The following is a 24,196-nucleotide window of genomic DNA, read 5'->3' as shown; positions in this document are numbered from 1 at the left end:
GCGTGTGCAGGTCGCATCCGGCACGTGGCAGTGAACCGCTCCGGGGCTGATGGAGTCGCCGGCCTGTCCTGAGTTGAGCGTCGCATCGAGTGCTCACTGGCCGAGGGACGGATCAGGACCGAAATCGACGACCATCATTGTGGCGGTGCCTCCGGGCGGGCTCGTCAGCACGCCGCGCACGCGGACTGCGGTGCCGGTGTCATGGCAATGGACTGCTGTGTGGTAGTCGGCGTCTGGAAGATCCATCCAGATGGTGCGGCTGCGTCGTTGGAGGAGGGCCTGGACGCCTACCTTCCCCGTTTCGTCGTCTGGGTGCCGCCTGAGGTCTGTCACCAGACCGTAGATCACATGCTCGCGGCTGTAGACGCTTGTCTTGAGCTGGTCGGACACTCTTTCCACGATGGCGATGGCCTCGCGGTTGAATTCGACCTCGAGTGGAGTGCCGGCCGGTGCCGCCGCCACCCGAGACCAGTTGAACGTGATGTCCAGGCTGTCGACTGCCTCGCTGTTCACGACCTTCGACAGCGCTTGGCACAACTCGTAGGAGACGCCCTCCCCAATGGAGTCGGTGATCTCACTGGGGGTGGGGACCCTGTCGGTGCCCGCCATCTCCTCCAGTACGCCTAGCGCTCGCGACATGGTGGCGGTGACCCGTCGATCGAAGAGTGTTTCCTCGACCTCGATGTCGATCTGGTTCTGTCCTCGCTCGTAGACGTCCAGAGGTGAGCGGGCCTGGCTGATGATGGGCACGATGTATGAGCCCTTACGGGTCTGTCCGAGCCGTACATCGCGGGCCTGTTCCCGGGCTCGGGTGGGGAAGTTACGGAAGTGGCCTTGGCGGCGGATCGTGGATGCGGCTGAGGCCACTCGGAGTCGCTTGGCGGACTGGAACAGTTCGAATCCGGCGTCCAGTGGGATGGAGCCATCTCGAAGGGACGGGTGGGAGGCCCTGAGGTCCGTGACATCGTGGAACACGGACGCGATGGAGTCCTGAACCGTCCGTGTGTCCTCGGAGCTGATGCGCGCGAGGTCTGCCACGAGGATGCGCGCTCGTTTGGTGAAGTCCGGAGCGCCCGGCTTCATGGGTACGAGCACGACTTCCTCAGTCGGTCCCGGCAGGCGCCAGAGCTCCGCCACGTCGCTGCCGGAGACCGTGGACCAGCCAGTGACCTTGAGGTAACTCCGGATCTCGTCAGGCCCGAAGGGGAGTTCGTCGGTGGCCATGTCAATTCACCGCCGTCATGCCGGACAGGAGAATGCTCCGCGCCATGTCGAACATGGAGCGCATGGACTTCGCCGTCAGCTGCTGTTCTTGCGGCAGGCTGATCGCTGTAGTGGCGCTGCTGTTCGCCGCCTCCCGACCGTGCAGGCATGCCCAGTACCCATGGCAGGCCAGTACGACCGAATCCTGATGCTGGGTGACCCATAACTCCAGATTGGGTGGGACTACCAGGAGGACCAGATGGCCGGGTGCCGAGCGCTCCGTGCTGCGCAGCTTGTTGTACGTCTCGATGTCCAGGTCGAACCTGTACCCACCCCGGACAGTGCGGGGGCTCTCGGTGCACTTAAGTTGGATGTCGACCATCAGACCGCGATCCCGGAGTGTGACGTCCACTCCGTCCTTGTCGACGTTCCAATCGCCTACGGTGTAGCCGCCTTGGGAAGCGATGGCATGAACGTATGCACGGCTGATCTGTTCCTTCTGCCAGCTTGTCGCCCCACCCGCCACGCGCACCCCTCCTCGACGCTTGATCGCGAGGATAGAGGTGGAGGGGGAATGTGGAAATAGGGCCTCAACCGCCGTATTGCCAGCAACAGTTGACGATGTCACGTCCACCCCCATCACCTGGCCGAGCACGGGTTCCACGCTCCCTAAGTTAAGGGCCGCCACTGACAGTGACATCGGACCTGGCTGTCGCCTGTTCCCAGATGTCCATGGGCGTCAGTGAAATGCCATGCCGCGGAAGGCGTTGCGGACGTCGGCCAGAGGCTGGCGGTCGCGGGTGTAGTAGAGCTTGTTGGTCAGCAGTACCGCCCATCGGCGCTGCCGGGGTGAGATCCACACGCCGGTGCCGGTGAAGCCGTAGTGGACCCAGATGTCGTCGGAGAGGCTGGTCCCGGGAGCGGGGTGCCAGAACAGGCCGCGTACAGGCTCGAGTGCGCCGGTCTGAAGACCGGAGTGGCTGCTTCGTCCCGGGCCTGTCGGGCGTCGTTGAGGGCCTCCTGCGCGACACGCGACTGCTCGCGCGCGGACCAGCCCTGCCAGATCGCGACGGCGGCTGCTCCCACAGCGACCCCGGCGCCGACCCATGAACTCAAGTCTCCGGCTTCCACTCGTGTCCCCTCCCCGTGCCATGCCGCTCTGAGGCGAGTTCCGAAGCTCCGGTCTACCCACAAGCGCGGGAGCCGCCCGGGAGCCAGATTCCGAACTCGGCTCCCAAATGGCTCCCAAAATGGCCCCCGGAACCACTCAGGGGCCCGACCCGCACTGCGGATCAGGCCCCTGACCTGGTACTTCACTGTCGGGGTGGCGGGATTTGAACCCACGACCTCTTCGTCCCGAACGAAGCGCGCTGCCAAGCTGCGCTACACCCCGATGTCGCTGCTTCTCGCGGCGACGTCGTTTACTTTAGCCCACTGGTGGCCGGAGACGAAATCCGGTTTAGCCGCGGTGGCGGACCGGGGTCGGGCGCGCGTGGTCCAGGGCGACCAGGAGGACTGCCAGGGCGTAGATGGCGAGGCCGATGAGGAGGGCGTTCGCCAGGGTGTCGCGGTAGCCGTGGGTCTGGGCGTCGAGGAAGGGGTAGAGGTAGCGGGCCGGGGTGGACGGAGACCGGAGCGCCGCCTGGGTGAGGTAGAAGGCCAGGTAGGCCAGGGGGTAGAGGAGCCAGGTCGCGGCGTGGCGCAGGCGCAGGCGGGCCGCGGGGGTGAGCAGCAGCCAGTCCAGGAGGGCCGCCAGCGGAGCCACCGTGTGGAGGAGCTGGAGCGCTGTCCACTGGGCGTGCCAGCGGACGGGGGGCGGGGCCGCTTCCGTCATGGTGAACGCGGGTGTGGCGTGGGCCAGCAGGACCTGGTACGTCAGCGCGGTGATCACGGCGTAGAGGAGGGCGGCGCCGGTCACGGACGCGGGCAGGGGGCGGCGGGTGCGCCAGGCCCTGGAGGCCGACGAGAGCATGACGACGGCCAGCAGGATGTCGGCCTGGACGCTGAAGTAGCTCAGGGTCCGGGCCGGGGTGCCGAGGAGGAGCTCCAGGACGACGCCGGCGGCCGCCGCGAGGGCGATCAGAAACCGGAACAGCGCTGCCAGGGGGCGGTGCGTCGGGCCCACCACCGCGGTGGCCGGGACCGGGGCGGGCAGCAGGAGGGGCGAGCGGGGCACCGCGGGCAGGTCAGGGATGTCCCTGGGTATCGGGGCGGTCATGCCCTCACGCTAGGCAGAGGGGATGAATGGGGCCATACGGGGCAGTCCGAATGGGTTTGTGTTCGTAGTAGGTGGCCGGTGATTCGAGTTCGTAGGGGCCCCCGCTCAGGCGGTGATCCACCGGTTCAGCGCCGGCCGGTCCGGCCGGCGACGGCCGTTGCGGCATCGTCAGGGGGCGCCCGCCCGGAGCGCCCCCGACTCCGTCCTACTCCCGCCCCACGAGCGTCAGCAGCGTCGCCTCCGGCGGGCAGGCGAAGCGGATGGGGGTGTAGCGGTTGGTGCCGCAGCCCGCCGAGACGTGCAGGAACGATGTGCGGCCCTCCGCCGTGTGCCGGGACAGGCCCTTCACGCGGTCCGTGTCCAGGTCGCAGTTGGTGACCAGGGCGCCGTAGAACGGGATGCAGAGCTGGCCGCCGTGGGTGTGGCCGGCCAGGACCAGGGGGTAGTCGTCCGCCGTGAAGGAGTCGAGGACGCGCAGGTAGGGGGCGTGGACGACGCCCATGGAGAAGTCGTACGAGCCGGAGGGTCCGCCCGCCACCTGTGCGTAGCGGTCGCGCTTGATGTGCGGGTCGTCCAGGCCGGTCAGCTCGATCGACACGCCCTCGACCTTCAGGGCGCCCCTGGTGTTCGTCAGGTTCAGCCAGCCCGCCGCGTCGAAGCCGTCCCTGATGTCCTCCCAGGGGTTGTGGATCACACCCACGGCCGGCGGGTTGCCGTTCAGGCCGTGCCGGCCGCTCGCCTTCTCCAGCAGGTAGCGGGCGGGGTTACGGGGCCTCGGGCCGTAGTAGTCGTTGGAGCCGAAGACGTACGCGCCCGGGAACTCCATCAGCGGGCCGAGCGCGTCGAGCACCTCGGGGACGCCCTCGGGGTCGGAGAGGTTGTCGCCCGTGTTGATCACGAAGTCCGGGCGCAGCCCCGCCAGCGACTGGAGCCAGCGCTGCTTCTTGCGCTGGCCGCGCACCATGTGGATGTCGGAGACCTGGAGCACGCGCAGGGGGCCCATGCCCGGTGGGAGGACCGGGACCGTCACTCGCCGGAGGCGGAAGGAGCGGGCCTCGAAGCCCGCCGCGTAGGCCACTCCGGCGGCGCCTGCCGCCATGATTCCCAGGGGTACTCCGTATCGCGCGCGCATACGACCATCGTGTCAGACCGGCGATGGGCCCAGGACCGGCCGCCCGCAAAATCAGTGGGCGCCCGCGCCCCGGTACCTGAGACAATCGGCTCCATGACCACCACGCTCAAGTCGAAGCTGCAGGACGACCTCAACGCCGCGATCAAGGAGCGCGACGAGCTCCGCTCCTCGACGCTCCGGCTGACGCTCACCGCGATCACCAAGGAGGAGGTCGCGGGCAAGGAGAAGCGCGAGCTCTCCGACGACGAGGTGCAGAAGGTGATCACCCGCGAGGCGAAGAAGCGCCGTGAGGCGGCCGAGGCCTTCGCGCAGGGCGGCCGCGCCGAGCAGGCCGAGCGGGAGAAGGCGGAGGGCGTGGTCCTCGCCGCGTACCTGCCGAAGCAGCTCAGCGACGACGAACTGAACGCGATCGTCGCCCAGGCCGTCGAGGAGGCGAAGGCGGGCGGCGCCGAGGGGCCGCGGGCCATGGGCGCCGTGATGAAGATCGTGAACCCGAAGGTGGCCGGCCAGGCCGAGGGCGGCCGCGTCGCCGCCGTGGTGAAGAAGCTGCTGCAGGGCTGAGCCGCCCAGCCGCCTCAGCTGATACGTGCACGACGGCGGGGCCGCACCCTCTCACCGAGGGTGCGGCCCCGCCGTTTCACGGTCGCCGCGTCACGCGGAGGAGCTAGCCCCGGCGCCCCCCGATGCCGTTGCCGTGCGTGCCACCGTTGGTCTGGCCCTCGATGAAGTTGTCGGGGAGGGAGAAGGCCGGGGTGGGGATGGTGCCGCCGGTGTCACCGCCCTGGCTTGTTCCCCCGTTTGTCAGTCCGCCGATCAGTCCCCCCGTGTTGTCCCCGTTCCTGTCGCGTCCCCCCCGATCGCCTTTTCCCTGGTCACCACCGTCCCCCTGGTCGTCGGGAATGTCGACCAACTGGAAGTCCGGGGCGTCCTTGCCGGAGAGGGCGCCGGCCATGGCGTCCCGCCAGATCGGACCGGGGACCTGACCGCCGAAGACGAGGTCGCGGTAGACACCGCCGATGGTGATCCCGGTCATCTTCACGTTCTGCTTGGCGCTGCCCACCCAGACCGCGCCGGACATGTTGGGTGTGTAGCCGACGAACCAGGCGTTCTTGCGCTCGTCGGTCGTACCCGTCTTGCCCGCGCTCTCCCGGTCGTTCAGGCCCGCCTCCTGGCCGGTACCCGAGTCGACCACACCGCGCAGCAGGGTGTTGACCGTGTCGGCGGTCTTCTCGCTCATCGCGCGCGAACAGGTGGACTTGGGCACCTCGAGCGACTTCTGCTCGGTGCCCACCTTCTGGACGATCGACTCCATGGCGACCGGCGTGCAGTACATCCCGCGGGACGCGAAGGTGGCGTAGGCGCCGGCCATGGTCAGCGGGGAGAGACCGATCGAGCCGAGGGCGATCGACGGGGTCTCCGGGAGCTTCGAGCCGTCACCCTGCACCACGTGCAGCGCGTCGGTCATCTTCACCACCGGGCACAGGCCGATGTCGGAGATGAGCTGCACGAAGTAGGTGTTGATGGACTTCGCCATCGCCTCCTTCATGCGGTACGGGCCCTTCTCCGACTCGTTCTCGTTCTCGACCGTCTCGTTCTTGTTGTTGACGTACGGGTTGCTGCTGCACCGCTGGACGGGGCTCGGATAGTTCATCTTGTACGGCGCCGAGTACTCCTGCGTCGCCGGCTTGCCGCCCTCGATCGCGGCCGCCGCCACGAACGGCTTGAACGTCGACCCGGTCGGGAAGCCGTAGTTCGAGCCGCCCAGGTCCCGGTTGACCGAGAAGTTGTACTCCGTCTCGTTGTTGCCGTAGCCGAACGGCTTCGACTGACCCATGGCCAGGACCTTGCCCGTGCCGGGCTCGACCAGAGTGGCGGCCGCGGCGACCTTGTCGGACTTGTAGACGTGCTCCTTCAGCGAGGACTGGACGGAGTCCTGTGCCTGCGGGTCGAGCGTCGTCCGGATGGTCAGGCCGCCGCGGTTCCAGAGCTTGGCGCGCGCCTCGCGGGTCTTGCCGAAGGTCTGGTCGGTCAGGAAGAGGTGCTCCACGTACTTGCAGAAGAACGCGGCGCCCTTGGTGGCGGTGATGCAGCCGTTCTTCGGCTGGCTGACATGCAGTCCGAGCGGCTTCTCCTTGGCCCGGTCGGCCTCCGCCTGGGAGACGTTGCCGACCTCCGCCATGCGCTGCAGCACGGTGTTGCGCCGCTTGGTGGCCTCGGCCTCGTCGTTCACCGGGTCGTAGCGGCTCGGGGACTGCACGATGCCTGCCAGCAGCGCCGACTCCTGCAGGTTCAGGTCCTTGGCGTGCTTGGAGAAGTAGCGCTGGGCGGCCGCCTCCACGCCGTAGGCCTGCTCGCCGAAGAAGGTGATGTTCAGGTAGTTCTCGAGGATCTTCTTCTTGCCGAGCTTCTCCTCGATCTGGATGGCGTACTTCAGCTCCCGGACCTTGCGGCCGAGGGTCTGCTGGGTGGCCTCGGCGACCTTCGTCGGGTCGTCACCGGCCTCCTCGATGAAGTAGTTCTTCACCAGCTGCTGGGTGAGTGTGGAGGCACCCTGGGAGACGCCGCCGCTCTGCGCGTTCTTGTTCAGGGCGCGCAGCACGCCCTTGAGGTCGATCGCGCCGTGCTTGTAGAAGCGCGAGTCCTCGATGGCGACGATCGCCTTCTGCATGTACGGCGAGATGTTCTTGAGGTCCACCACCGTGCGGTCACGGGAGTAGACGGTCGCGATCTGGTCCCCCCGGCTGTCCAGTATGGTCGTGCGCTGGCTGAGCTGGGGGCTCTTGAGGTTGGCCGGGATCTCGTCGAAGCCCTTGACCGAGCCCTTGGCCGCGAGGCCCAGCGCGCCGGCCGCGGGCAGCGCGATGCCCGCCATCACGGCTCCCGCGAGCACACTGACACCGAGGAACTTGGCGGCCTGCTGCGTTGCCGACAGGCCACCGCTCGAGCGCTTCTTTGCCATGGGGGCAGCCTAATCCGTACTTATGAGCGTTCCGAGGGAGCGGCCCTCCGTCGGGATGTTCGGGTGCCGGATCGTGACGTGCGCGCCCCTGGTCCGGCGGGTCGCGGCTCCTGAGACGGCACGGCAAAGCAGGGGCCTACGTTCTCATTCGCCGGACAGGCGCACAGGCCTTGGCCTAAGCTGCTCGTAACTGTCACAGCGGCGCGGCCACACTTCAATACGTCCGGCGAACCCGAATCGTTCCGGAAGTACCCCTGTAATTTCTGGCGGGGCGTGTCCGATTCCGCCTTGTGTGTCACCTGGCGCCCGGTGTGGCGCACCACAGCCGTCCCGGTATGCCGGGATGGTCGCGCATGTCGTCAGCTCACTCCCCCGGGTGATCTGCCGCTTACCCATAGTCCGTTCGGGCCATTCAAGATTGGGCCCGAAGGGGGTGTTGCGCTGTCCCCGCCTTCCGTAACGTCCTCAACTGGCGGCGGTGAATATGCCGCTGCCGCCGTGGGGGAGCCTCGATTCGGGAGAGGACGGCGCCGGTATGGGCTGGGTTACCGACTGGAGTGCGCAGGCCGCCTGCCGCACTACCGATCCGGATGAACTGTTCGTGCAGGGAGCAGCGCAGAACAGGGCCAAGGCGGTGTGCACCGGATGTCCGGTACGCACCGAGTGCCTGGCCGATGCGCTCGACAATCGCGTCGAGTTCGGCGTGTGGGGAGGCATGACGGAGCGGGAGCGCCGCGCACTGCTGCGCAGGCGGCCCACCGTGACCTCCTGGCGCCGGCTGCTGGAGACCGCACGCTCGGAGTACGAGCGCGGCGCGGGCATCGTGTCCCTCGACAGCGACGAGGTGTACGAGAACTACGCGGCGGTCAGCTGACGGCGACGCCCCTGGGGGTCGCCCGATACCACTCGGGGCGAGCGCGGTGGAGGCGAGGACGGTCGAGGCGACGGCCGCTCGAGGAGCGGCCTCGGCCCGGCCCCGGCCAGCAGGTGTGTGTGCCGGTGTGGCGATGCCCACTCGGCAGGCGGCCACCGGGCCGACGAGCGGCGGTGACCCGTCGGAGTGGCAGGGGCCCGTGGCGGCGTGACAGGGCGCCGCAGCGGTGGGGCAGCCCGGCGCGGCGTGGGCGGTAAGCGCCCGGCGAGTCACATGCGCCCGTCGTCCTGGCGTGCGACGGCCGCTGGCGCACGCCGGTCACGAGCGCCAGGCGCGCGCGACACCTCCGCGCGCCACGCGCGTTGCCCGTCCATGTCTGCCACGAGCGCCACGCGCGCGACAGTCACGTGCGCATGGCGGCCCCGCGCGCTCCGGGCTACGACAGTTCCGTATGCCCCGCCGCCAGCCGGTCGCCGATGTCACGCAGACCCGTGAGGTCGTGCACGTCACCGGGCAGCGCCGGCACCTCGACGACCGCCACCTCGGGATGGCGGGCGAGGAAGCGGTCACGCGTGCGCTGCTCGCGCGAGAGCAGTTGCATGCGCTCGGCGTGCAGCCTCAGCAGGCCTGCGGTGAGCTGGTCCACAGTCCGCTCCGGGTCCGCGGCGGGGGAGCCGTCGTCGGTGCCGGCGGGGGAGCCGTCGTCCGGAGCCGATGGTGTGGCAGCGGGGGATTCTGAACTGCCGTACGTGTCGGGAGAGTTACGAAGTCCAGCTTTCCCGTCCCCCTGATCCACAATGCGGGGGTCCTCAAGATTTTCCGCGGCGTCGAGTGCCCGCTCCGCCGACAGCCGGCCGGCACCGCTGCCGTGCACCCGGTTGAGCACCAGCCCCACCAGCGGCATCTCCTCCGCGGCCAGCCGTTCCACGAAGTACGCCGCCTCGCGCAACGCGTCCCGCTCCGGCGCCGCCACCACCAGGAACGCAGTGCCGGGCGCCTGGAGCAGCCTGTACGTGGCGTCCGCGCGCGTGCGGAACCCGCCGAAGGTGGTGTCCATCGCGGCCACGAACGTCTGCACGTCCTTCAGCAGCTGACCGCCGAGCAGCTTGCCCAGGGTGCCGGTCATCATCGACATGCCGACGTTGAGGAAGGCCATCCCCGCGCGGCCGCCCAGCTTGGCCGGAGCGGTCAGCAGACGGATCAGCCGGCCGTCCAGGAAGGAGCCGAGCCGCTTGGGCGCGTCCAGGAAGTCCAGCGCCGAGCGGGACGGCGGGGTGTCGACCACGATCAGGTCCCACTCGTCCCTCGCCCGGAGCTGCCCCAGCTTCTCCATCGCCATGTACTCCTGCGTGCCCGCGAAGCCCGCCGAGAGCGACTGGTAGAACGGGTTCGCCAGGATCGCGGCCGCGCGCTCCCGGTCCGCGTGCGCCTCCACGACCTCGTCGAAGGTGCGCTTCATGTCGAGCATCATCGCGTGCAGCTCGCCGTCGCCCTCGGTGCCCTTGACCCGCCGGGGCACGTTGTCGAGGGAGTCGATGCCCATCGACTGGGCGAGCCTGCGGGCCGGGTCGATGGTGAGGACGACCACCTTGCGGCCCCGCTCGGCCGCCCGCAGCCCCAGCGCCGCGGCGGTCGTCGTCTTGCCGACGCCGCCCGAGCCGCAGCACACCACGATCCGGGTGTCCGGGTCGTCCAGCAGTGGATCGACGCCGAGTACGCGCGCGGGGGAGAGGTGAGGGCGGGCGGCGTCCTGCGCCTCGGCCGGGTCCGGACTCATGACAACCCCTGCTTCCGCAGCTCGGTGGCGAGTTCGTACAGGCCCGCGAGGTCCATGCCCTCGGCGAGCAGCGGCAGTTCGTGCAGCGGCAGCTCCAGTTCACCGAGGACCGCGCGCTGCTCCTGCTCCAGCGCGTACCGCTCGGCGTACTCCGCGGCCTGGTCCAGCAACGGGTCCACCAGCCGCTCGGCGTGCCCGCCGCGCCGCGCCCCGCCGAGCCCGGCGACCGACAGGGCCCGTGCGACCGAGGTACGCGGCACGTTCCGTACGAGTTCCAGGTCCGCCGCGTCCAACACCCGCGGCCGGACCATGTTCACGATGACCCGGCCCACCGGCAGCCGCGCCGCGCGGAGTTCGGCGATGCCGTCGGCGGTCTCCTGTACGGGCATCTCCTCCAGCAGCGTCACCAGGTGCACCGCCGTCTCCGGCGACTTCAGCACCCGCATCACCGCCTGGGCCTGATTGTGTATCGGGCCGATCTTCGCGAGCCCGGCGACCTCGTCGTTGACGTTGAGGAACCGGGTGATGCGCCCGGTGGGCGGCGCGTCCATCACGACGTAGTCGTACGTGAACCGGCCCGCCTTGTCCTTGCGGCGGACCGCCTCGCACGCCTTGCCGGTCAGCAGGACGTCCCTGAGCCCCGGCGCGACCGTGGTGGCGAAGTCGATCGCGCCGAGCTTCTTCAGCGCCCGGCCCGCGCCGCCGAGCTTGTAGAACATCTGGAGATAGTCCAGAAGGGCGAGTTCGGGGTCGATGGCGAGGGCGTACACCTCCCCGCCACCGGGTGCGACCGCGATTTTCCGTTCCTCGTAGGGCAGCGCATCTGTCTCGAAGAGTTGTGCGATGCCCTGCCGGCCCTCGACCTCCACGAGAAGCGTCCGCTTCCCCTCGGTCGCGAGGGCCAGCGCGAGTGCGGCGGCGACCGTCGTCTTGCCGGTCCCGCCCTTGCCGCTGACGACCTGGAGCCTGCTCACGTATTCGAGCCTAACCAGTCCGGCCGACTGTCACGCGGGAGGCTGTGGACAACGCCGCTCCCGGGCGGCCCCGGGACCCGCGCCCGCGTCCCCGTGCCCGGCGTCCGCCGTGGCCGGCGAAGCCCGTGGTCGGCCGCCTGCCAGGGTGACCACAGCGGCTACAGTCGGCCCATGACCAAGAAGTGGGAATACGCGACCGTGCCGCTGCTCGTCCATGCCACGAAGCAGATCCTGGACACCTGGGGCGAGGACGGCTGGGAGCTCGTCCAGGTCGTGCCCGGGCCCAACAACCCCGAGCAGCTCGTGGCCTACCTGAAGCGGGAGAAGCAGGCGTGAGCGCGGTCGAGGAGAAGCTGGCCGAACTGGGCCTGACCCTGCCGGAGGTCGTACCGCCGCTGGCCTCGTACCAGCCGGCCGTGCGGTCCGGTGTGTACGTCTACACGGCCGGCCAGCTGCCGATGGTGGAGGGCAAGCTGCCGGTCACCGGCAAGGTGGGCGCCGAGGTCACGGCCGAGGAGGCCAAGGAGCTGGCCCGTACCTGCGCGCTGAACGCGCTGGCCGCCGTGAAGTCCGTCACCGGCGACCTGGACCGCATCGCGCGCGTGGTGAAGGTCGTCGGCTTCGTCGCCTCGGCCGCCGACTTCACCGGGCAGCCCGGTGTCGTCAACGGCGCCAGTGAACTGCTCGGCGAGGTCCTCGGCGACAAGGGCGTGCACGCCCGCAGCGCGGTGGGCGTCGCGGTGCTGCCGCTGGACGCCCCGGTCGAGGTCGAGATCCAGGTCGAGCTCGTTCAGTAACCTCTCTGACCTCGGGCGCCTCTCGAACATTCGCCCTACACGGGATAGCCTCCGGCCATGGCGAACGGTCAGTGGTACCCCCCGGAGTGGCCCGACCGCATCCGCGCGCTCGCGGACGGCACCCTCGCACCGGTGTCCCCGAAGCGCGCGGCCACCGTGCTGCTTCTGAAGGACACTCCGGCCGGCCCGGCCGTCCACATGTTGCGCAGACGCGCCTCCATGGCCTTCGCCGGAGGCGCGTACGCGTACCCCGGCGGTGGTGTCGACCCGCGTGACGACGACCGCCTGGTCCGCTGGGCCGGCCCCACGCGCGCGTGGTGGGCCGAACGGCTGGGCGTCGACGAGAGCGGCGCCCAGGCCGTCGTCTGCGCCGCCGTACGGGAGACGTACGAGGAGGCGGGCGTCCTGCTCGCCGGCCCCGACGCCGACTCGGTCGTCGGGGACACCACCGAGGACGACTGGGAGGCGGACCGTGCCGCCCTGGTCGCGCGCGAGCTGTCCTTCGCCGAGTTCCTGGACCGCCGAGGCCTGGTGCTCCGCTCCGACCTGCTGGGCGCCTGGACCCGCTGGATCACCCCGGAGTTCGAGTCCCGCCGCTACGACACCTGGTTCTTCGTGGCCGTCCTGCCCGAGGGCCAGCGCACCCGCAACGCCTCCACGGAGGCCGACCGCACGGTGTGGATCCGCCCCGGGGAGGCCGCCGCCGGGTACGACAAGGGCGAGCTGCTGATGATGCCGCCCACCATCGCCACCCTGCGTCAGCTCCTCCCGTACGACACGGCTGCCGGGGCGCTCGCGGCGGCGCCGGCACGGGACATGACCCCGGTGCTGGCCAGAGCCCGCCTGGTGGACGGCGAGATCGTCCTGTCCTGGCCCGGGCACGACGAGTTCACCAAGCACGTCCCGGCGAGTGGGGCGGCCCCCGGCGGGGCACCTGGGACGGAACGCGAGACGACGGCTCCGAGCACCGGAGGAGGCCCCGCATGACGGACGCAGCAGCCCTGCCCGGTCAGCCCCGGGGCGGTGTCCTCACGGGGCCGGCGACCGAACGCGCCGTCAACGTGCTCGCGCCCAACGCCTCCGCGATGACCCTGGACGGCACCAACACCTGGATCGTCGCCGAGCCCGACTCCGACCTGGCCGTGGTGATCGACCCGGGGCCGCTGGACGACGGCCACCTGAGCGCCGTCGTCGACACGGCGGAGAAGGCCGGCAAGCGCATAGCCCTGACCCTGCTCACCCACGGCCACCCCGACCACGCCGAGGGCGCCGCCCGGTTCGCCGAGCTGACCCGCACGCGCGTGCGTGCCCTCGATCCGGCGCTGCGGCTCGGCGACGAGGGCCTGGCCGCCGGTGACGTGATCACGGTCGGCGGCCTGGAGCTGAGAGTCGTACCGACCCCGGGGCACACCGCGGACTCTCTGTGCTTCCACCTCGCGGCCGACCGGGCGGTGCTGACCGGGGACACCATCCTCGGGCGCGGCACGACCGTCGTGGCCCATCCGGACGGCCGCCTCGGCGACTACCTGGACTCCCTGCGCCGGCTGCGCTCCCTCACCGTGGACGACGGCGTCCACACGGTCCTGCCGGGCCACGGCCCGGTCCTGGAGGACGCCCAGGGGGCCGTCGAGTTCTACCTCGCCCACCGCGCCCACCGCCTCGCCCAGGTCGAGACGGCCGTCGAGGACGGCTACAGCACCCCCAAGCAGGTCGTCGCCCATGTGTACGCCGACGTGGACCGCTCCCTGTGGCCGGCGGCGGAGCTGTCGGTGCGGGCCCAGATGGACTACCTGAGCGAGCACGGGCTCATCTAGCGCCCGGTCCTCTCAGGGGTTCGTGGGCCGTGGCGCCTTCACGCCGTGCACGCGCGCGTACTCCGCGGCGAGCCAGGGACCGAGGTCGTCCACGTACGACCGCAGTACCTCCGCGTCACCGACGGGCTCGTAGCCGTACTCGGCCGCCCGGCGCATCTGCCCGGCCCGCCCGGGATGGTGGGCGCCGAACGCCCCGGCCATCTCGCGCAGGTCGCTGGTCCAGCCGCGCCAGCGGGGCATGACGAGCGTGAAGCCGGTGCGCACGAGGTGCCGGGACATGAAGCGGACGAGCGGCCGCCGGGCCTCCTCGGTGCCGGCCGCCCGCTCGATCCGCTCACGCCAGCGCGGCAGCAGCAGGGCGAGGTCGCCGTTGGCCTCCCGGGCCAGCAGGGAGTCGGGGCGGTACCGGGGCAGGTGCGCGGCGAGATCGTCCCCGAGCAGCGGAGTGCACAGACAGGCGACGAACCAGCCCAGGTCGTGCCGCTCCAGGTCGCTCAGCAGCCGCGCACGGCCGTACAGCAGCGTGCCGACCCCGTCGATCTGCGGGAACTTCTCGTCGAGGGCCTCGCCGAAGGCGCGGACGGCCTCATGGTCGGCGTCCGTCGGCTCCTCGCGCAGCGCGAGGAGCAGGTCGAGGTCGCTGCGTCCCGCGCGCGCGGTGCCGCGCGGAACCGACCCGTAGAGGTACGCGCTGTGCAGCCGCGCCCCGAGGAGGGCCGGCAGCCGGTCGCGCGCGGCGGCCACGACCGGACGGAACACGTCCGGCACGCGCGCGAGGGAACCCTCGCGGACGAGGAACCCCCGGTCGTCGAGTCCGGGGCGGCGAACGGTGTCGGGCATGCGTTCACTGTGCCCGGCCCGGGCCGCCGGGGCAGGTGATTTACGGCGCGGGTGACCTGCGGCCGGGCGCCGGTGGACCGGCCGGCCGTGCGGGCCATGCGAAAGGCCCTGCCGTACGTCAGGGCCTCACGCGCGTGTGCGGGCGGTCAGCGGGACCGCTTGGCCAGGCGCTCCACGTCCAGCAGGATCACGGCCCGCGCCTCCAGGCGGAGCCACCCGCGCCCGGCGAAGTCCGCCAGCGCCTTGTTCACGGTCTCGCGCGAGGCGCCGACGAGCTGGGCCAGCTCCTCCTGCGTGAGGTCGTGGACGACGTGGATGCCCTCCTCGGACTGCACGCCGAAGCGGCGGGAGAGGTCCAGCAGGGCCCGTGCGACACGGCCGGGGACGTCGGAGAAGACCAGGTCGGACATGGCGTCGTTGGTCTTGCGCAGCCGCCGGGCGACGGCGCGCAGCAGGGCGCCGGCCACCTCCGGACGCACGTTCAGCCAGGGCTGGAGGTCGCCGTGGCCGAGGGCGAGCAGCTTGACCTCGGTGAGCGCGGTCGCGGTCGCGGTGCGCGGACCCGGGTCGAACAGCGACAGCTCGCCGATCAGCTCGCTGGGGCCGACGACGGCGAGCATGTTCTCGCGCCCGTCCGGAGAAGTGCGGTGCAGCTTGACCTTGCCCTCGGTGACGACGTACAGCCGGTCACCGGGGTCGCCCTCGTGGAACAGTGAGTCACCGCGTGCGAGGGTCACCTCACTCATGGAGGCGCGGAGCTCCGCGGCCTGCTCGTCGTCGAGCGCCGCGAAAAGCGGATTGCGCCGCAGAACGTCGTCCACGAGTTCTCTCCCTTGTCGACCTGCTCAGGGGACCATGATCCCCCGTGTACCAGGGGACCGTGTTCCCCGTTTTGCCGGGCGGTCCAAACAGTGTGATCTGTCACAAGGATGCCGCACAGATGTCCCGGGGTACGCGGCAGGGGTCCAATCGGGGGCCGATCCTCCGGGTCCGGGGCGGATGTCGGTGCCGGGCTTTAGGCTGGCCGGGTGTCCAAAACGCCGGTGAGAGCACAGGGTAAGGGGGCTGCACGGGTGGTTGTACGTCGTGATTCCGCTGTGGGCGAACAGGGCTCGGGCGGTAGTAGTAAAAGCGGCAAAGCGGACGAAAGGGTCACGCCGGCCAAGAAGGCGGTGGCGGCCAGGAAGGCCGTGCCGGTGAAGAAGGCAGCGCCCGTCAAGAAGATCGCCGTGAAGCCCCCGTCCGGTGAGTCCCGCACCGCGCTCGTCCGCCGCGCCCGCCGCGTCAACCGCGAACTCGCCGAGGTCTATCCCTACGCCCACCCCGAGCTGGACTTCGAGAACCCCTTCCAGCTCCTGGTCGCCACGGTCCTGTCGGCCCAGACCACCGACCTGCGGGTCAACCAGACCACCCCGGCGCTCTTCGCCAAGTACCCCACGCCCGAGGACCTCGCGGCGGCCAACCCGGAGGAGGTCGAGGAGATCCTGCGCCCCTGCGGCTTCTTCCGGGCCAAGACCAGGTCGGTCATAGGGCTCTCGAAGGCCCTGGCCGAGGACTTCGGCGGCGAGGTGCCCGGCAGGCTCGAGGACCTGGTCAAGCTGCCCGGCGTCGGCCGCAAGACCGCCTTCGTCGTCCTGGGCAACGCATTCGGACGGCCCGGGATCACCGTGGACACGCACTTCCAGCGGCTGGTCCGGCGCTGGCAGTGGACCGACGAGACCGACCCCGACAAGATCGAGGCGGCCGTGGGCGCGTTGTTCCCCAAGAGCGACTGGACCGACCTGTCCCACCACGTGATCTGGCACGGCCGCCGCATCTGCCATGCCCGTAAGCCCGCCTGCGGCGCCTGCCCCATCGCCCCGCTCTGCCCGGCCTACGGCGAGGGCGAGACCGACCCGGAGAAGGCGAAGAAGCTCCTGAAGTACGAGAAGGGCGGCCTGCCGGGCCAGCGCCTGAAGCCGCCGCAGGCCTACCTCGACGCCGGCGGCAGGCCCGCGCCGCCGCTGGGGGCCGGATGACGGAACGATCTCGGTGCCCTCGGGCGTTGGACAAGGCAGGACGGGGGTGGCGATGACCTACACGCACGACACGCACAAGGGGCCGGTGACGCTGAGCGAGGAGGGCCTGCCCGACTGGCTGGACCCGGTGGTGCGGGCGGCGGAGACGGTCCAGCCGCTCCAGCTCAGCCGCTTCCTTCCGCCGGAGAACGGCTCGGGACGGCAGTCGGCGGTGCTGATCCTCTTCGGCGAGGGAGAACGCGGCCCCGAGCTGCTGCTCATGGAGCGGGCCGGCTCCCTGCGCTCCCACGCCGGCCAGCCGTCCTTCCCGGGCGGCGCCCTCGACCCGGAGGACGGCGACCCGGAGGGCGACGGGCCGCTCAGGGCCGCGCTGCGCGAGGCCGAGGAGGAGACCGGCCTCGACCCGTCCGGCGTGCAGCTCTTCGGCGTGCTGCCCGCGCTCTACATCCCGGTCAGCGGCTTCGTCGTCACCCCCGTGCTCGGCTGGTGGCGCGAACCCAGCCCGGTCGGCGTCGTCGATCCCAACGAGACCGCCCGCGTCTTCACCGTCCCCGTGGCGGATCTCACGGACCCCGCCCACCGGGCCACCGCCGTCCACCCCAGCGGCCACCGAGGCCCGGCATTCCTGGTCGAATCGGCCCTGGTCTGGGGTTTCACCGCCGGCGTGATCGACCGGCTGCTGCACTACGCGGGCTGGGAGCGCCCCTGGGACCGGGACAAGCAGGTCCCGCTCGACTGGCGGTCATGACAGGGTGACCCCCGTGCTGTGTTCGCCCGAGGGCAGTGACGCCGGCGGCTGCGCCGCGGGCCCTCGGACCCCCGGCCGAGGCTGCTGGGACCGGAGTGGAGTAGGCGAGGCCTGAAGCAGTGAACGTGCTGGACATCCTGTTGCTGGCCGCGGCCGTGTGGTTCGCGGTCGTGGGCTACCGCCAGGGCTTCGTCGTGGGCATCCTGTCGGTGATCGGGTTCCTCGGCGGCGGTCTCGTCGCCGTGTACACGCTGCCCGTCATCTGGGACGCCGTCTCCGACAACGCCCAGGTGAGCACCACCGCCGCCGTCGTCGCCGTGGTCGTCGTCATCGTCTGCGCCTCCGTCGGCCAGGCCCTGACCACCCACCTCGGCAACAAGCTGCGCCGCTACATCACCTGGTCCCCGGCCCGCGCCCTGGACGCCACCGGCGGCGCCCTCGTCAACGTCGTCGCGATGCTGCTCGTCGCCTGGCTGATCGGCTCCGCCCTCGCCCAGACCACCCTGCCGACCCTGGGCAAGGAGGTTCGCAGCTCCAAGGTGCTGCTCGGCGTCTCCGAGGCGCTGCCCGCGCAGGCCGACACCTGGTTCCAGGACTTCACCTCGGTCCTCGCCCAGAACGGCTTCCCGCAGGTCTTCAGCCCCTTCTCCAACGAGCCGATCAAGGACGTGGAACCGCCCGACCCGGCCCTGGCGAACAGCACGGTCGCCACCCACGCCCAGCGGTCCATCGTCAAGGTCACCGGCACCGCGCAGAGCTGCGGCAAGGTCCTGGAGGGCAGCGGCTTCGTCTTCGCCGACCGGCGGGTCATGACCAACGCGCACGTCGTCGGAGGCGTCGACGAGCCCACCGTCCAGATAGGCGGAGTGGGCCGCAAGTACGACGCGAAGGTCGTCCTGTACGACTGGAAGCGCGACATCGCCGTGCTCGACGTACCGGACCTGCCGGCGCACGCCCTGAAGTTCAGCACCCAGGACGCGTCCGGCGGCGACGGCGCGATCGTCGCGGGCTTCCCGGAGAACGGCTCCTACGACGTGCGGGCCGCGCGGGTACGCGGACGCATCACCGCCAACGGCCCGGACATCTACCACCGTGGCACGGTCGGCCGGGACGTCTACTCCCTGTACGCGACCGTCCGCCAGGGCAACTCCGGCGGCCCGCTGCTCACGCCCGACGGCAAGGTCTACGGCGTGGTGTTCGCCAAGTCCCTCGACGACGCCGACACCGGCTACGCTCTCACGGCGGACGAGATCCAGCAGGACATCACCCGGGGCCGCACGGCGAACCGGCAGGTGGGCACCGACAGCTGCGCCCTGTGATCCCGAAGACGGGGGGACCGGCCGCGGTGATTCCCGGGCGGCGGATCAGCCGCGCGGGTGACGCAGACGCACCGAGACCCAGCGGGCACGGCGGCGCAGGATACGCGGAATTCCCACCCTGAGGTCCGCCTCCGCCAGCTGCGGAGTGCCTCGCTGCGGGGAGCTCGGCCCGGAGACCGAGCGGCGGTTGCGGGGTGCGTCACTGTAGTCGTGCGTCCAGCCCATACCCCGACGTCTGCCCCCGCTCGTAGGTCGATAACCGCTTCCGCGCCCCCCAATTGGCCTATGCGGCAGGCATGTGGCCGTTCGAGGAACAGGTGTTCAGTGACGGGTGCCCCAAGCACCCGTCCCCTCACCTGTCCGGCTCGGGATCCCGCAGCCAGTTGACCAGTTCCGCGGAGAAGGCCGCCGGGTCCTCCTCGTGCGGAAAGTGCCCGAGACCGTCGAACAGGCGCCAGCGGTACGGGGCTTCGACGTACTCGCCCGAGCCGGCCGCGCTGCGCGTCCGGGCCACCGGGTCCAGCGAGCCGTGCAGGTGCAGCGTCGGCACGCGCACCGGCCGCTTCATCCTGCGGTTGAACTGGATGCCGTCCGGGCGGACCAGAGAGCGCACCAGCCAGCGGTACGGCTCGATCGAGCAGTGCGCGGTCGACGGGATGCACATGGCCCGCTGGTACGTCTCCACGGCCTCGTCCTCCGGCAGCCGCGGCCCGGACCACTCCCGGATCAGCCGGCCCACCAGCGCGCCGCCGTCGGCGGTCAGTTGGCGCTCCGGGATCCAGGGCCGCTGGAACCCCCAGATGTAGGAGCCGGCCGCCGTCTGCCGGGCGTCCCGGAGCATGGCGGCACGCCAGCGCCGGGGGTGCGGCATCGAGACGACGGCGAGGCGTCGCACGAGCTTGGGCCGCATCGCGGCCGCCGTCCACGCCAGGTAGCCGCCCAGGTCATGGCCGACCAGCGCGGCGTCCGGCTCGCCGAGAGAGCGGATCACTCCGGTGACGTCCAGGGCGAGGTTGGCGGGGTCGTACCCGCGCGGGGTGCGGTCGCTGCCGCCGACCCCCCGCAGGTCCATCGCCACGGCCCGGTAGCCCGCCTCGGCGAGCGCGACGAGCTGATGGCGCCATGTCCACCAGAACTGGGGGAAACCGTGCAGCAGCAGCACCAGGGGGCCGTCGCCGAGCTCGGCGATGTGGAACCGCGCGCCGTTGGCGGCGACGTCCCGGTGTGTCACCTTCTTCCCGGAGGGAAGGTCGATCCGTACGGCCGCTGCCGCGGCGGGTTCCGTCATGAGGACGAGCGTGCCACAGCTTCGATGGCCCGGGGCGCACGGTCCTGCGGCAACTCGGGGCGCGGGTGCGGCTTGGCGTTCTGCAGCACGCTCGCCGACTCCTTCACGGACGCGGCGACCTTCTGCGGGCCCTGGCTCTTCTTCGCCTTCTTGGCGAACATCACACCGATCAGCGCGAGCAGGCCGGCGACCAGCACGTTGGCCGCGAAGGACAGCAGGAAGCAGACCGCGAGGTTCCAGCCGCTCCAGGTCCGAATGCCGTAAGCCAGCGCGAAGTTGAGCATCGGCAGGGAGAACAGGAGCAGCATGCCGGCCGCGCTGAACGCGCCGCCGCTGGTCGCCCCCCGCTTGACGTCCTGCTTCAGCTGGGCCTTGGCCAGCGCGATCTCGTCGTGCACCAGCGCCGACATTTCGGTCGTCGCCGAGGCGAACAGCTGGCCGATGCTGCGTTCGGCGCCGACCGGGCTGCCGTCGGGTGCGCTCATCGCGTTCTCCCTTTGAAGTCTCGCGTGCCGTGCGAGGTCTTGTGTGCCGTCTTGTTTTGTACCGTCTCGTCAGATCATGCCGGACGGCCGTCCTCATCGCCTGCCCCGCCCGGTACTTCCTGAAGCCCGTGGCGCGCCGCGGCGGCCTTCTCGGCGGCGATGCGCCGGTGGTCGGCGGCCTTGCGCTCGAGGATCTCCGCCATCCGCAGGTGGTATTCCGGGTCGTCCTGCTCGTACACGTCCGGGATGCCGTCCTGGTCCTCGTCGCGCTCCTCGTCCTCCCAGAGCCTGCGGTACCGGGCGTTGCGTATCTTCAGCAGCACCGTGGCGCACACGGCCGCGATCAGCGATCCGGTGAGGACGGCCGCCTTCACCTCGTCGGTGAGCGCCGCGTCGCCCTCGAAGGCCAGTTCGCCGATGAGGAGCGAGACGGTGAAGCCGATCCCGGCGAGCGAGGACACCGCGAACACGTCGGCCCAGGCGAGGTCCTGGCTGAGCGAGGCCCGGGTGAACCGCACGGTCAGCCAGGTGCCGCCGAAGATGCCGAGCGCCTTTCCCACGACCAGTCCGAGCACCACGCCGAGCGTCTCGGGCCGGGTGAACACGTCCCCCAGCGCCCCGCCGGACACCGACACCCCGGCGCTGAACAGCGCGAACAGCGGTACCGCGAGCCCGGCGGACAGTGGCCGCACCAGATGCTCGACGCGTTCGCCCGGCGAATGCTCCTCGCCCTCGCGGGTGGTGCAGCGCAGCATCAGGCCCATCGCCACGCCGGCGATGGTGGCGTGCACACCGCTGTTGTACATCAGCGCCCAGACGACGACCGCCAGCGGCACGTACACGTACCAGCCGCGCACTCCCGCGCGCAGCAGCAGCCAGAAGACCACCAGCCCGGCGACGGCTCCGCCGAGGGCGGCGAAGTCGATCCGTTCGGTGAAGAAGACGGCGATGATCAGGATCGCGAAGAGGTCGTCGACGACCGCCAGGGTCAGCAGGAAGGCGCGCAGGGCGCTGGGCAGCGCGGTGCCGATGACCGCGAGGACGGCCAGCGCGAAGGCGATGTCGGTGGCGGTGGGCACCGCCCAGCCGTCGGTGGAGCCGTGCCCGATCAGGTTGGTCAGGGTGTAGACGAGCGCGGGTACGGCCATCCCGCACAGCGCCGCCACCACGGGCAGTACCGCCGCCCTGGGATCACGCAGGTCACCGGCGACCAGCTCGCGCTTGAGTTCGATCCCGGCGACGAAGAAGAAGAGGGCGAGCAGCCCGTCGGCGGCCCAGTGCGCCACGGACAGGTTCAGACCGAGGGCGGCGGGGCCGAAGTGGAAGTCGCTGACGGATTCGTAGCCGTGGTGCAGTGCCGGGATGTTCGCCCAGATCAGCGCGGTGACGGCGGCGACGAGCAGCAGGACGCCGCCCACGGTCTCGGTGCGCAGCGCGTCCGCGACGGCGGTCCGCTCGGGCAGGGACAGGCGCCCGAGGACCTTGCGGCCGGTGCGCGAGGTGGGGGACGCGGTGTCACGGGGGGCGGCCACGGTGGAGACCTCCGGGTGTGGTGGGCAGGGCTGAGCACATGCCGACCAGACTTCCCGGCGCACCTTGAGGCTCTTTCACGTCGAGCTTTGTTTAGATTACCTAAGGTTGCTGCGGGATGCATCCGGTGATCTGAACATTAGGCGCAAAAGGGGCGCCCGGCGTGCTTGCGCCGGAGGCCCCTTCCCGCCGTCCCGCGGCGGTGCGGGCGGCGTGGCCGCCGCCCGCAGTCCGGCCCTAGTCCTCGCTCGGCGCCGCCGGGAGCTTCGCCTGGATGAAGTCCATGACCGTGGAGTCGGTCAGCGTGGTGACGTCACCCAGCTGACGGTTCTCTGCGACGTCCCGCAGGAGCCGGCGCATGATCTTGCCGGAGCGGGTCTTCGGCAGCTCCGCCACCGGCAGGATCCGCTTCGGCTTGGCGATCGGGCCGAGCGTGGCGCCGACGTGGTCGCGCAACGCGCCGATCAGCTTGTCGTCCTCGGACGCCGAACCGCGCAGGATGACGAAGGCCACGATGGCCTGGCCGGTGGTCTCGTCGGCGGCTCCGACGACCGCCGCCTCGGCGACCGACGGGTGCGATACGAGCGCCGACTCCACCTCGGTGGTGGAGATGTTGTGGCCGGACACCAGCATCACGTCGTCCACCCGGCCCAGCAGCCAGATGTCCCCGTCGTCGTCCTTCTTCGCGCCGTCACCGGCGAAGTACTTGCCCTCGAAGCGCGACCAGTAGGTGTCGATGAACCGCTGGTCGTCGCCCCAGATGGTGCGCAGCATCGACGGCCACGGCTCGGTGAGCACGAGGTAGCCGCCGCCTCCGTCGGGCACCTCGTTCGCCTCGTCGTCCACGACCGTCGCGCTGATGCCGGGCAGCGGGCGCTGCGCCGAGCCGGGCTTGGCCTCGGTGACGCCCGGCAGCGGCGAGATCATCATCGCGCCGGTCTCCGTCTGCCACCAGGTGTCCACGACCGGGGTGGCGTCGGCGCCGATGTGCTTCCGGTACCAGATCCACGCTTCGGGGTTGATCGGCTCGCCGACCGAGCCGAGGACCCGCAGGGACGACAGGTCGAACTGCGCGGGGATGTCGTCGCCCCACTTCATGAACGTACGGATCGCGGTCGGCGCGGTGTAGAGGGTCGTGACCCGGTACTTCTCCACGATCTCCCAGAAGCGGCCCTGGTGCGGGGTGTCCGGGGTGCCCTCGTACATGACCTGGGTCGCGCCGTTGGCCAGCGGCCCGTACACGATGTACGAGTGCCCGGTGACCCAGCCGACGTCCGCCGTGCACCAGTAGACGTCCGTCTCCGGCTTGAGGTCGAACACCGCCCAGTGCGTGTACGCCGTCTGGGTCAGGTAGCCACCGGAGGTGTGCAGGATGCCCTTCGGCTTCCCCGTGGTGCCCGAGGTGTAGAGGATGAACAGCGGGTGTTCCGCGTCGAACGCCTCCGGGGTGTGCTCGGCGGACTGCCGTTCCACCAGCTCGTGCCACCACACGTCCCGCTCGCCGTCCCACGCGACGTCCTGCCCGGTGCGGCGCACCACGAGCACGTGCTCGACGTTGTCGACCTTGGTGATCGCCTCGTCCACGGCGGGCTTGAGCGCGGACGGCTTGCCGCGCCGGTAGCCGCCGTCGGAGGTGATGACGACCTTGGCGTCGGCATCCTGGATCCGGGTGGCGAGCGCGTCCGCCGAGAACCCGCCGAACACGACCGAGTGCGCCGCGCCGATCCGGGCCGAGGCCAGCATCGCGATCGCGGTCTCCGGGATCATCGGCATGTAGATGGCGACCCGGTCGCCCTTGCGGACACCGAGCTCGAGCAGGGCGTTGGCCGCCTTGGAGACCTCGTCCTTCAGCTCCGCGTAGGTGATCGAGCGGCTGTCGCCGGGCTCGCCCTCGAAGTGGATGGCGACCCGGTCCCCGTGTCCGGCCTCGACGTGCCGGTCCACGCAGTTGTACGCGACGTTCAGCTCGCCGTCCTTGAACCACTTCGCGAACGGCGGGTTCGACCAGTCCAGCGTCTCGGACGGTTCCTTGGCCCAGGTCAGCCGGCGGGCCTGCTCGGCCCAGAAGCCGAGCCTGTCAGCCTTGGCCTGTTCGTACGCCTCGGCACCGACGTTGGCGTTCGCGGCCAGGTCGGCGGGCGGCGCGAAGCGTCGCTCCTCCTTCAAGAGGTTGGCCAGGCTTTCGTTGCTCACGACATCTCCCTTTCCCAGGGTGTCCGT

General features: G+C 70.6%; 23 protein-coding genes, 1 tRNA gene and 1 pseudogene. 9 read left to right on the top strand and 16 right to left on the bottom strand.

Features of this window, described 5'->3' with window-relative positions:
- Positions 1–93: 93 nt before the first annotated feature.
- The 6 genes and pseudogenes from AB0924_RS00740 to AB0924_RS00715 all read right to left on the bottom strand — a co-directional run bounded on the left by AB0924_RS00740 (position 94) and on the right by AB0924_RS00715 (position 4,553).
- Complete coding sequence (locus AB0924_RS00740) at positions 94–1,224, bottom strand: hypothetical protein (RefSeq protein ID WP_060886254.1); 1,131 nt, start codon at positions 1,222–1,224, stop codon at positions 94–96.
- 1 nt (position 1,225) lies between these two features.
- Positions 1,226–1,867 carry a DUF4365 domain-containing protein gene (locus AB0924_RS00735; RefSeq protein ID WP_366910335.1) on the bottom strand — a complete coding sequence of 214 codons (642 nt, stop codon included), beginning with the start codon at positions 1,865–1,867 and terminating at the stop codon, positions 1,226–1,228.
- Positions 1,868–1,942: 75 nt separating this feature from the next.
- Positions 1,943–2,173: pseudogene (locus tag AB0924_RS00730) on the bottom strand (serine hydrolase); the annotation flags it as partial.
- A gap of 349 nt (positions 2,174–2,522) precedes the next feature.
- A tRNA-Pro gene (locus AB0924_RS00725) sits at positions 2,523–2,596 on the bottom strand.
- A 66-nt stretch (positions 2,597–2,662) separates the two neighbouring features.
- A complete protein-coding gene (locus AB0924_RS00720) occupies positions 2,663–3,421 on the bottom strand; it encodes a Pr6Pr family membrane protein (RefSeq protein WP_358932964.1) in 759 nt (252 codons plus the stop codon).
- A gap of 205 nt (positions 3,422–3,626) precedes the next feature.
- Positions 3,627–4,553 carry a metallophosphoesterase gene (locus AB0924_RS00715; RefSeq protein WP_358932962.1) on the bottom strand — a complete coding sequence of 309 codons (927 nt, stop codon included), beginning with the start codon at positions 4,551–4,553 and terminating at the stop codon, positions 3,627–3,629.
- A gap of 93 nt (positions 4,554–4,646) precedes the next feature.
- Here AB0924_RS00715 and AB0924_RS00710 point away from each other — a divergent pair, with 93 nt between their 5' ends.
- On the top strand, positions 4,647–5,114 hold the full coding sequence (locus AB0924_RS00710) for a GatB/YqeY domain-containing protein (RefSeq protein ID WP_358932960.1): 468 nt from the start codon (positions 4,647–4,649) through the stop codon (positions 5,112–5,114).
- Positions 5,115–5,217: 103 nt separating this feature from the next.
- On the opposite strand, the gene AB0924_RS00705 is transcribed toward AB0924_RS00710, so the two are convergent.
- Positions 5,218–7,512 carry a transglycosylase domain-containing protein gene (locus AB0924_RS00705; RefSeq protein WP_366910333.1) on the bottom strand — a complete coding sequence of 765 codons (2,295 nt, stop codon included), beginning with the start codon at positions 7,510–7,512 and terminating at the stop codon, positions 5,218–5,220.
- Between the two features lie 535 nt (positions 7,513–8,047).
- Between AB0924_RS00705 and wblA the strand changes: the two genes are divergently transcribed.
- On the top strand, positions 8,048–8,386 hold the full coding sequence (wblA, locus tag AB0924_RS00700) for a transcriptional regulator WblA (protein ID WP_174266212.1): 339 nt from the start codon (positions 8,048–8,050) through the stop codon (positions 8,384–8,386).
- Between the two features lie 436 nt (positions 8,387–8,822).
- Here wblA and AB0924_RS00695 read toward each other — a convergent pair whose 3' ends face one another.
- Together AB0924_RS00695 and AB0924_RS00690 are read right to left on the bottom strand one after the other, a co-directional pair.
- Positions 8,823–10,163, bottom strand: coding sequence for an ArsA family ATPase (locus AB0924_RS00695; protein WP_358932956.1), 1,341 nt, complete (start codon positions 10,161–10,163; stop codon positions 8,823–8,825).
- Entirely contained in the window at positions 10,160–11,137 is a 978-nt protein-coding gene (locus tag AB0924_RS00690) for an ArsA-related P-loop ATPase (protein WP_358932954.1), read from the bottom strand. The genes AB0924_RS00695 and AB0924_RS00690 overlap by 4 nt, the downstream gene beginning before the upstream one ends.
- Before the next feature lie 171 nt (positions 11,138–11,308).
- Here AB0924_RS00690 and AB0924_RS00685 point away from each other — a divergent pair, with 171 nt between their 5' ends.
- Genes AB0924_RS00685 through AB0924_RS00670 form a run of 4 tightly spaced genes read left to right on the top strand, consistent with a single transcriptional unit; the run spans position 11,309 to position 13,748 of the window.
- Complete coding sequence (locus tag AB0924_RS00685; RefSeq protein ID WP_136744038.1) at positions 11,309–11,473, top strand: DUF4177 domain-containing protein; 165 nt, start codon at positions 11,309–11,311, stop codon at positions 11,471–11,473.
- Positions 11,470–11,934, top strand: a complete 465-nt coding sequence (locus tag AB0924_RS00680) for a RidA family protein (protein WP_366910332.1) — start codon at positions 11,470–11,472, stop codon at positions 11,932–11,934. The genes AB0924_RS00685 and AB0924_RS00680 overlap by 4 nt, the downstream gene beginning before the upstream one ends.
- Before the next feature lie 57 nt (positions 11,935–11,991).
- A complete protein-coding gene (locus tag AB0924_RS00675; protein ID WP_358932949.1) occupies positions 11,992–12,921 on the top strand; it encodes an NUDIX hydrolase in 930 nt (309 codons plus the stop codon).
- Positions 12,918–13,748, top strand: a complete 831-nt coding sequence (locus tag AB0924_RS00670) for an MBL fold metallo-hydrolase (protein WP_358932947.1) — start codon at positions 12,918–12,920, stop codon at positions 13,746–13,748. The genes AB0924_RS00675 and AB0924_RS00670 overlap by 4 nt, the downstream gene beginning before the upstream one ends.
- A gap of 12 nt (positions 13,749–13,760) precedes the next feature.
- On the opposite strand, the gene AB0924_RS00665 is transcribed toward AB0924_RS00670, so the two are convergent.
- Together AB0924_RS00665 and AB0924_RS00660 are read right to left on the bottom strand one after the other, a co-directional pair.
- Entirely contained in the window at positions 13,761–14,588 is an 828-nt protein-coding gene (locus AB0924_RS00665; protein ID WP_366910331.1) for a nucleotidyltransferase domain-containing protein, read from the bottom strand.
- Between the two features lie 146 nt (positions 14,589–14,734).
- Positions 14,735–15,409, bottom strand: a complete 675-nt coding sequence (locus AB0924_RS00660) for a Crp/Fnr family transcriptional regulator (RefSeq protein ID WP_199211391.1) — start codon at positions 15,407–15,409, stop codon at positions 14,735–14,737.
- Between the two features lie 369 nt (positions 15,410–15,778).
- Between AB0924_RS00660 and nth the strand changes: the two genes are divergently transcribed.
- The 3 genes from nth to AB0924_RS00645 all read left to right on the top strand — a co-directional run bounded on the left by nth (position 15,779) and on the right by AB0924_RS00645 (position 18,673).
- Positions 15,779–16,606 (top strand): endonuclease III, encoded by an 828-nt coding sequence (gene nth, locus AB0924_RS00655; RefSeq protein ID WP_366910480.1) that lies wholly within the window; start codon positions 15,779–15,781, stop codon positions 16,604–16,606.
- 52 nt (positions 16,607–16,658) lie between these two features.
- A complete protein-coding gene (locus tag AB0924_RS00650; RefSeq protein WP_358932944.1) occupies positions 16,659–17,354 on the top strand; it encodes a CoA pyrophosphatase in 696 nt (231 codons plus the stop codon).
- Between the two features lie 119 nt (positions 17,355–17,473).
- Complete coding sequence (locus tag AB0924_RS00645) at positions 17,474–18,673, top strand: MarP family serine protease (protein ID WP_358932942.1); 1,200 nt, start codon at positions 17,474–17,476, stop codon at positions 18,671–18,673.
- A gap of 45 nt (positions 18,674–18,718) precedes the next feature.
- On the opposite strand, the gene AB0924_RS00640 is transcribed toward AB0924_RS00645, so the two are convergent.
- From AB0924_RS00640 to acs, 5 genes are all read right to left on the bottom strand, one after another.
- Positions 18,719–18,898: a hypothetical protein gene (locus AB0924_RS00640; RefSeq protein ID WP_358932940.1), complete on the bottom strand. Its 180-nt coding sequence runs from the start codon at positions 18,896–18,898 to the stop codon at positions 18,719–18,721.
- Between the two features lie 127 nt (positions 18,899–19,025).
- Entirely contained in the window at positions 19,026–19,961 is a 936-nt protein-coding gene (locus tag AB0924_RS00635; protein WP_358932938.1) for an alpha/beta hydrolase, read from the bottom strand.
- Positions 19,958–20,446, bottom strand: a complete 489-nt coding sequence (locus AB0924_RS00630; RefSeq protein WP_250401340.1) for a phage holin family protein — start codon at positions 20,444–20,446, stop codon at positions 19,958–19,960. The genes AB0924_RS00635 and AB0924_RS00630 overlap by 4 nt, the downstream gene beginning before the upstream one ends.
- Before the next feature lie 74 nt (positions 20,447–20,520).
- Positions 20,521–21,978, bottom strand: coding sequence for a Na+/H+ antiporter NhaA (nhaA, locus tag AB0924_RS00625; protein WP_358932935.1), 1,458 nt, complete (start codon positions 21,976–21,978; stop codon positions 20,521–20,523).
- Positions 21,979–22,213: 235 nt separating this feature from the next.
- The gene (gene acs / locus AB0924_RS00620) at positions 22,214–24,169 is read right to left on the bottom strand and encodes an acetate--CoA ligase (protein WP_366910329.1); all 1,956 of its coding nucleotides are present in this window, start codon (positions 24,167–24,169) and stop codon (positions 22,214–22,216) included.
- Positions 24,170–24,196: the final 27 nt, after the last annotated feature.

The sequence above is a fragment of the Streptomyces sp. NPDC047869 genome (assembly GCF_040704065.1).
Classification (GTDB): Bacteria; Actinomycetota; Actinomycetes; order Streptomycetales; family Streptomycetaceae; genus Streptomyces.
This window is presented reverse-complemented; position numbering and strand designations above follow the sequence as displayed.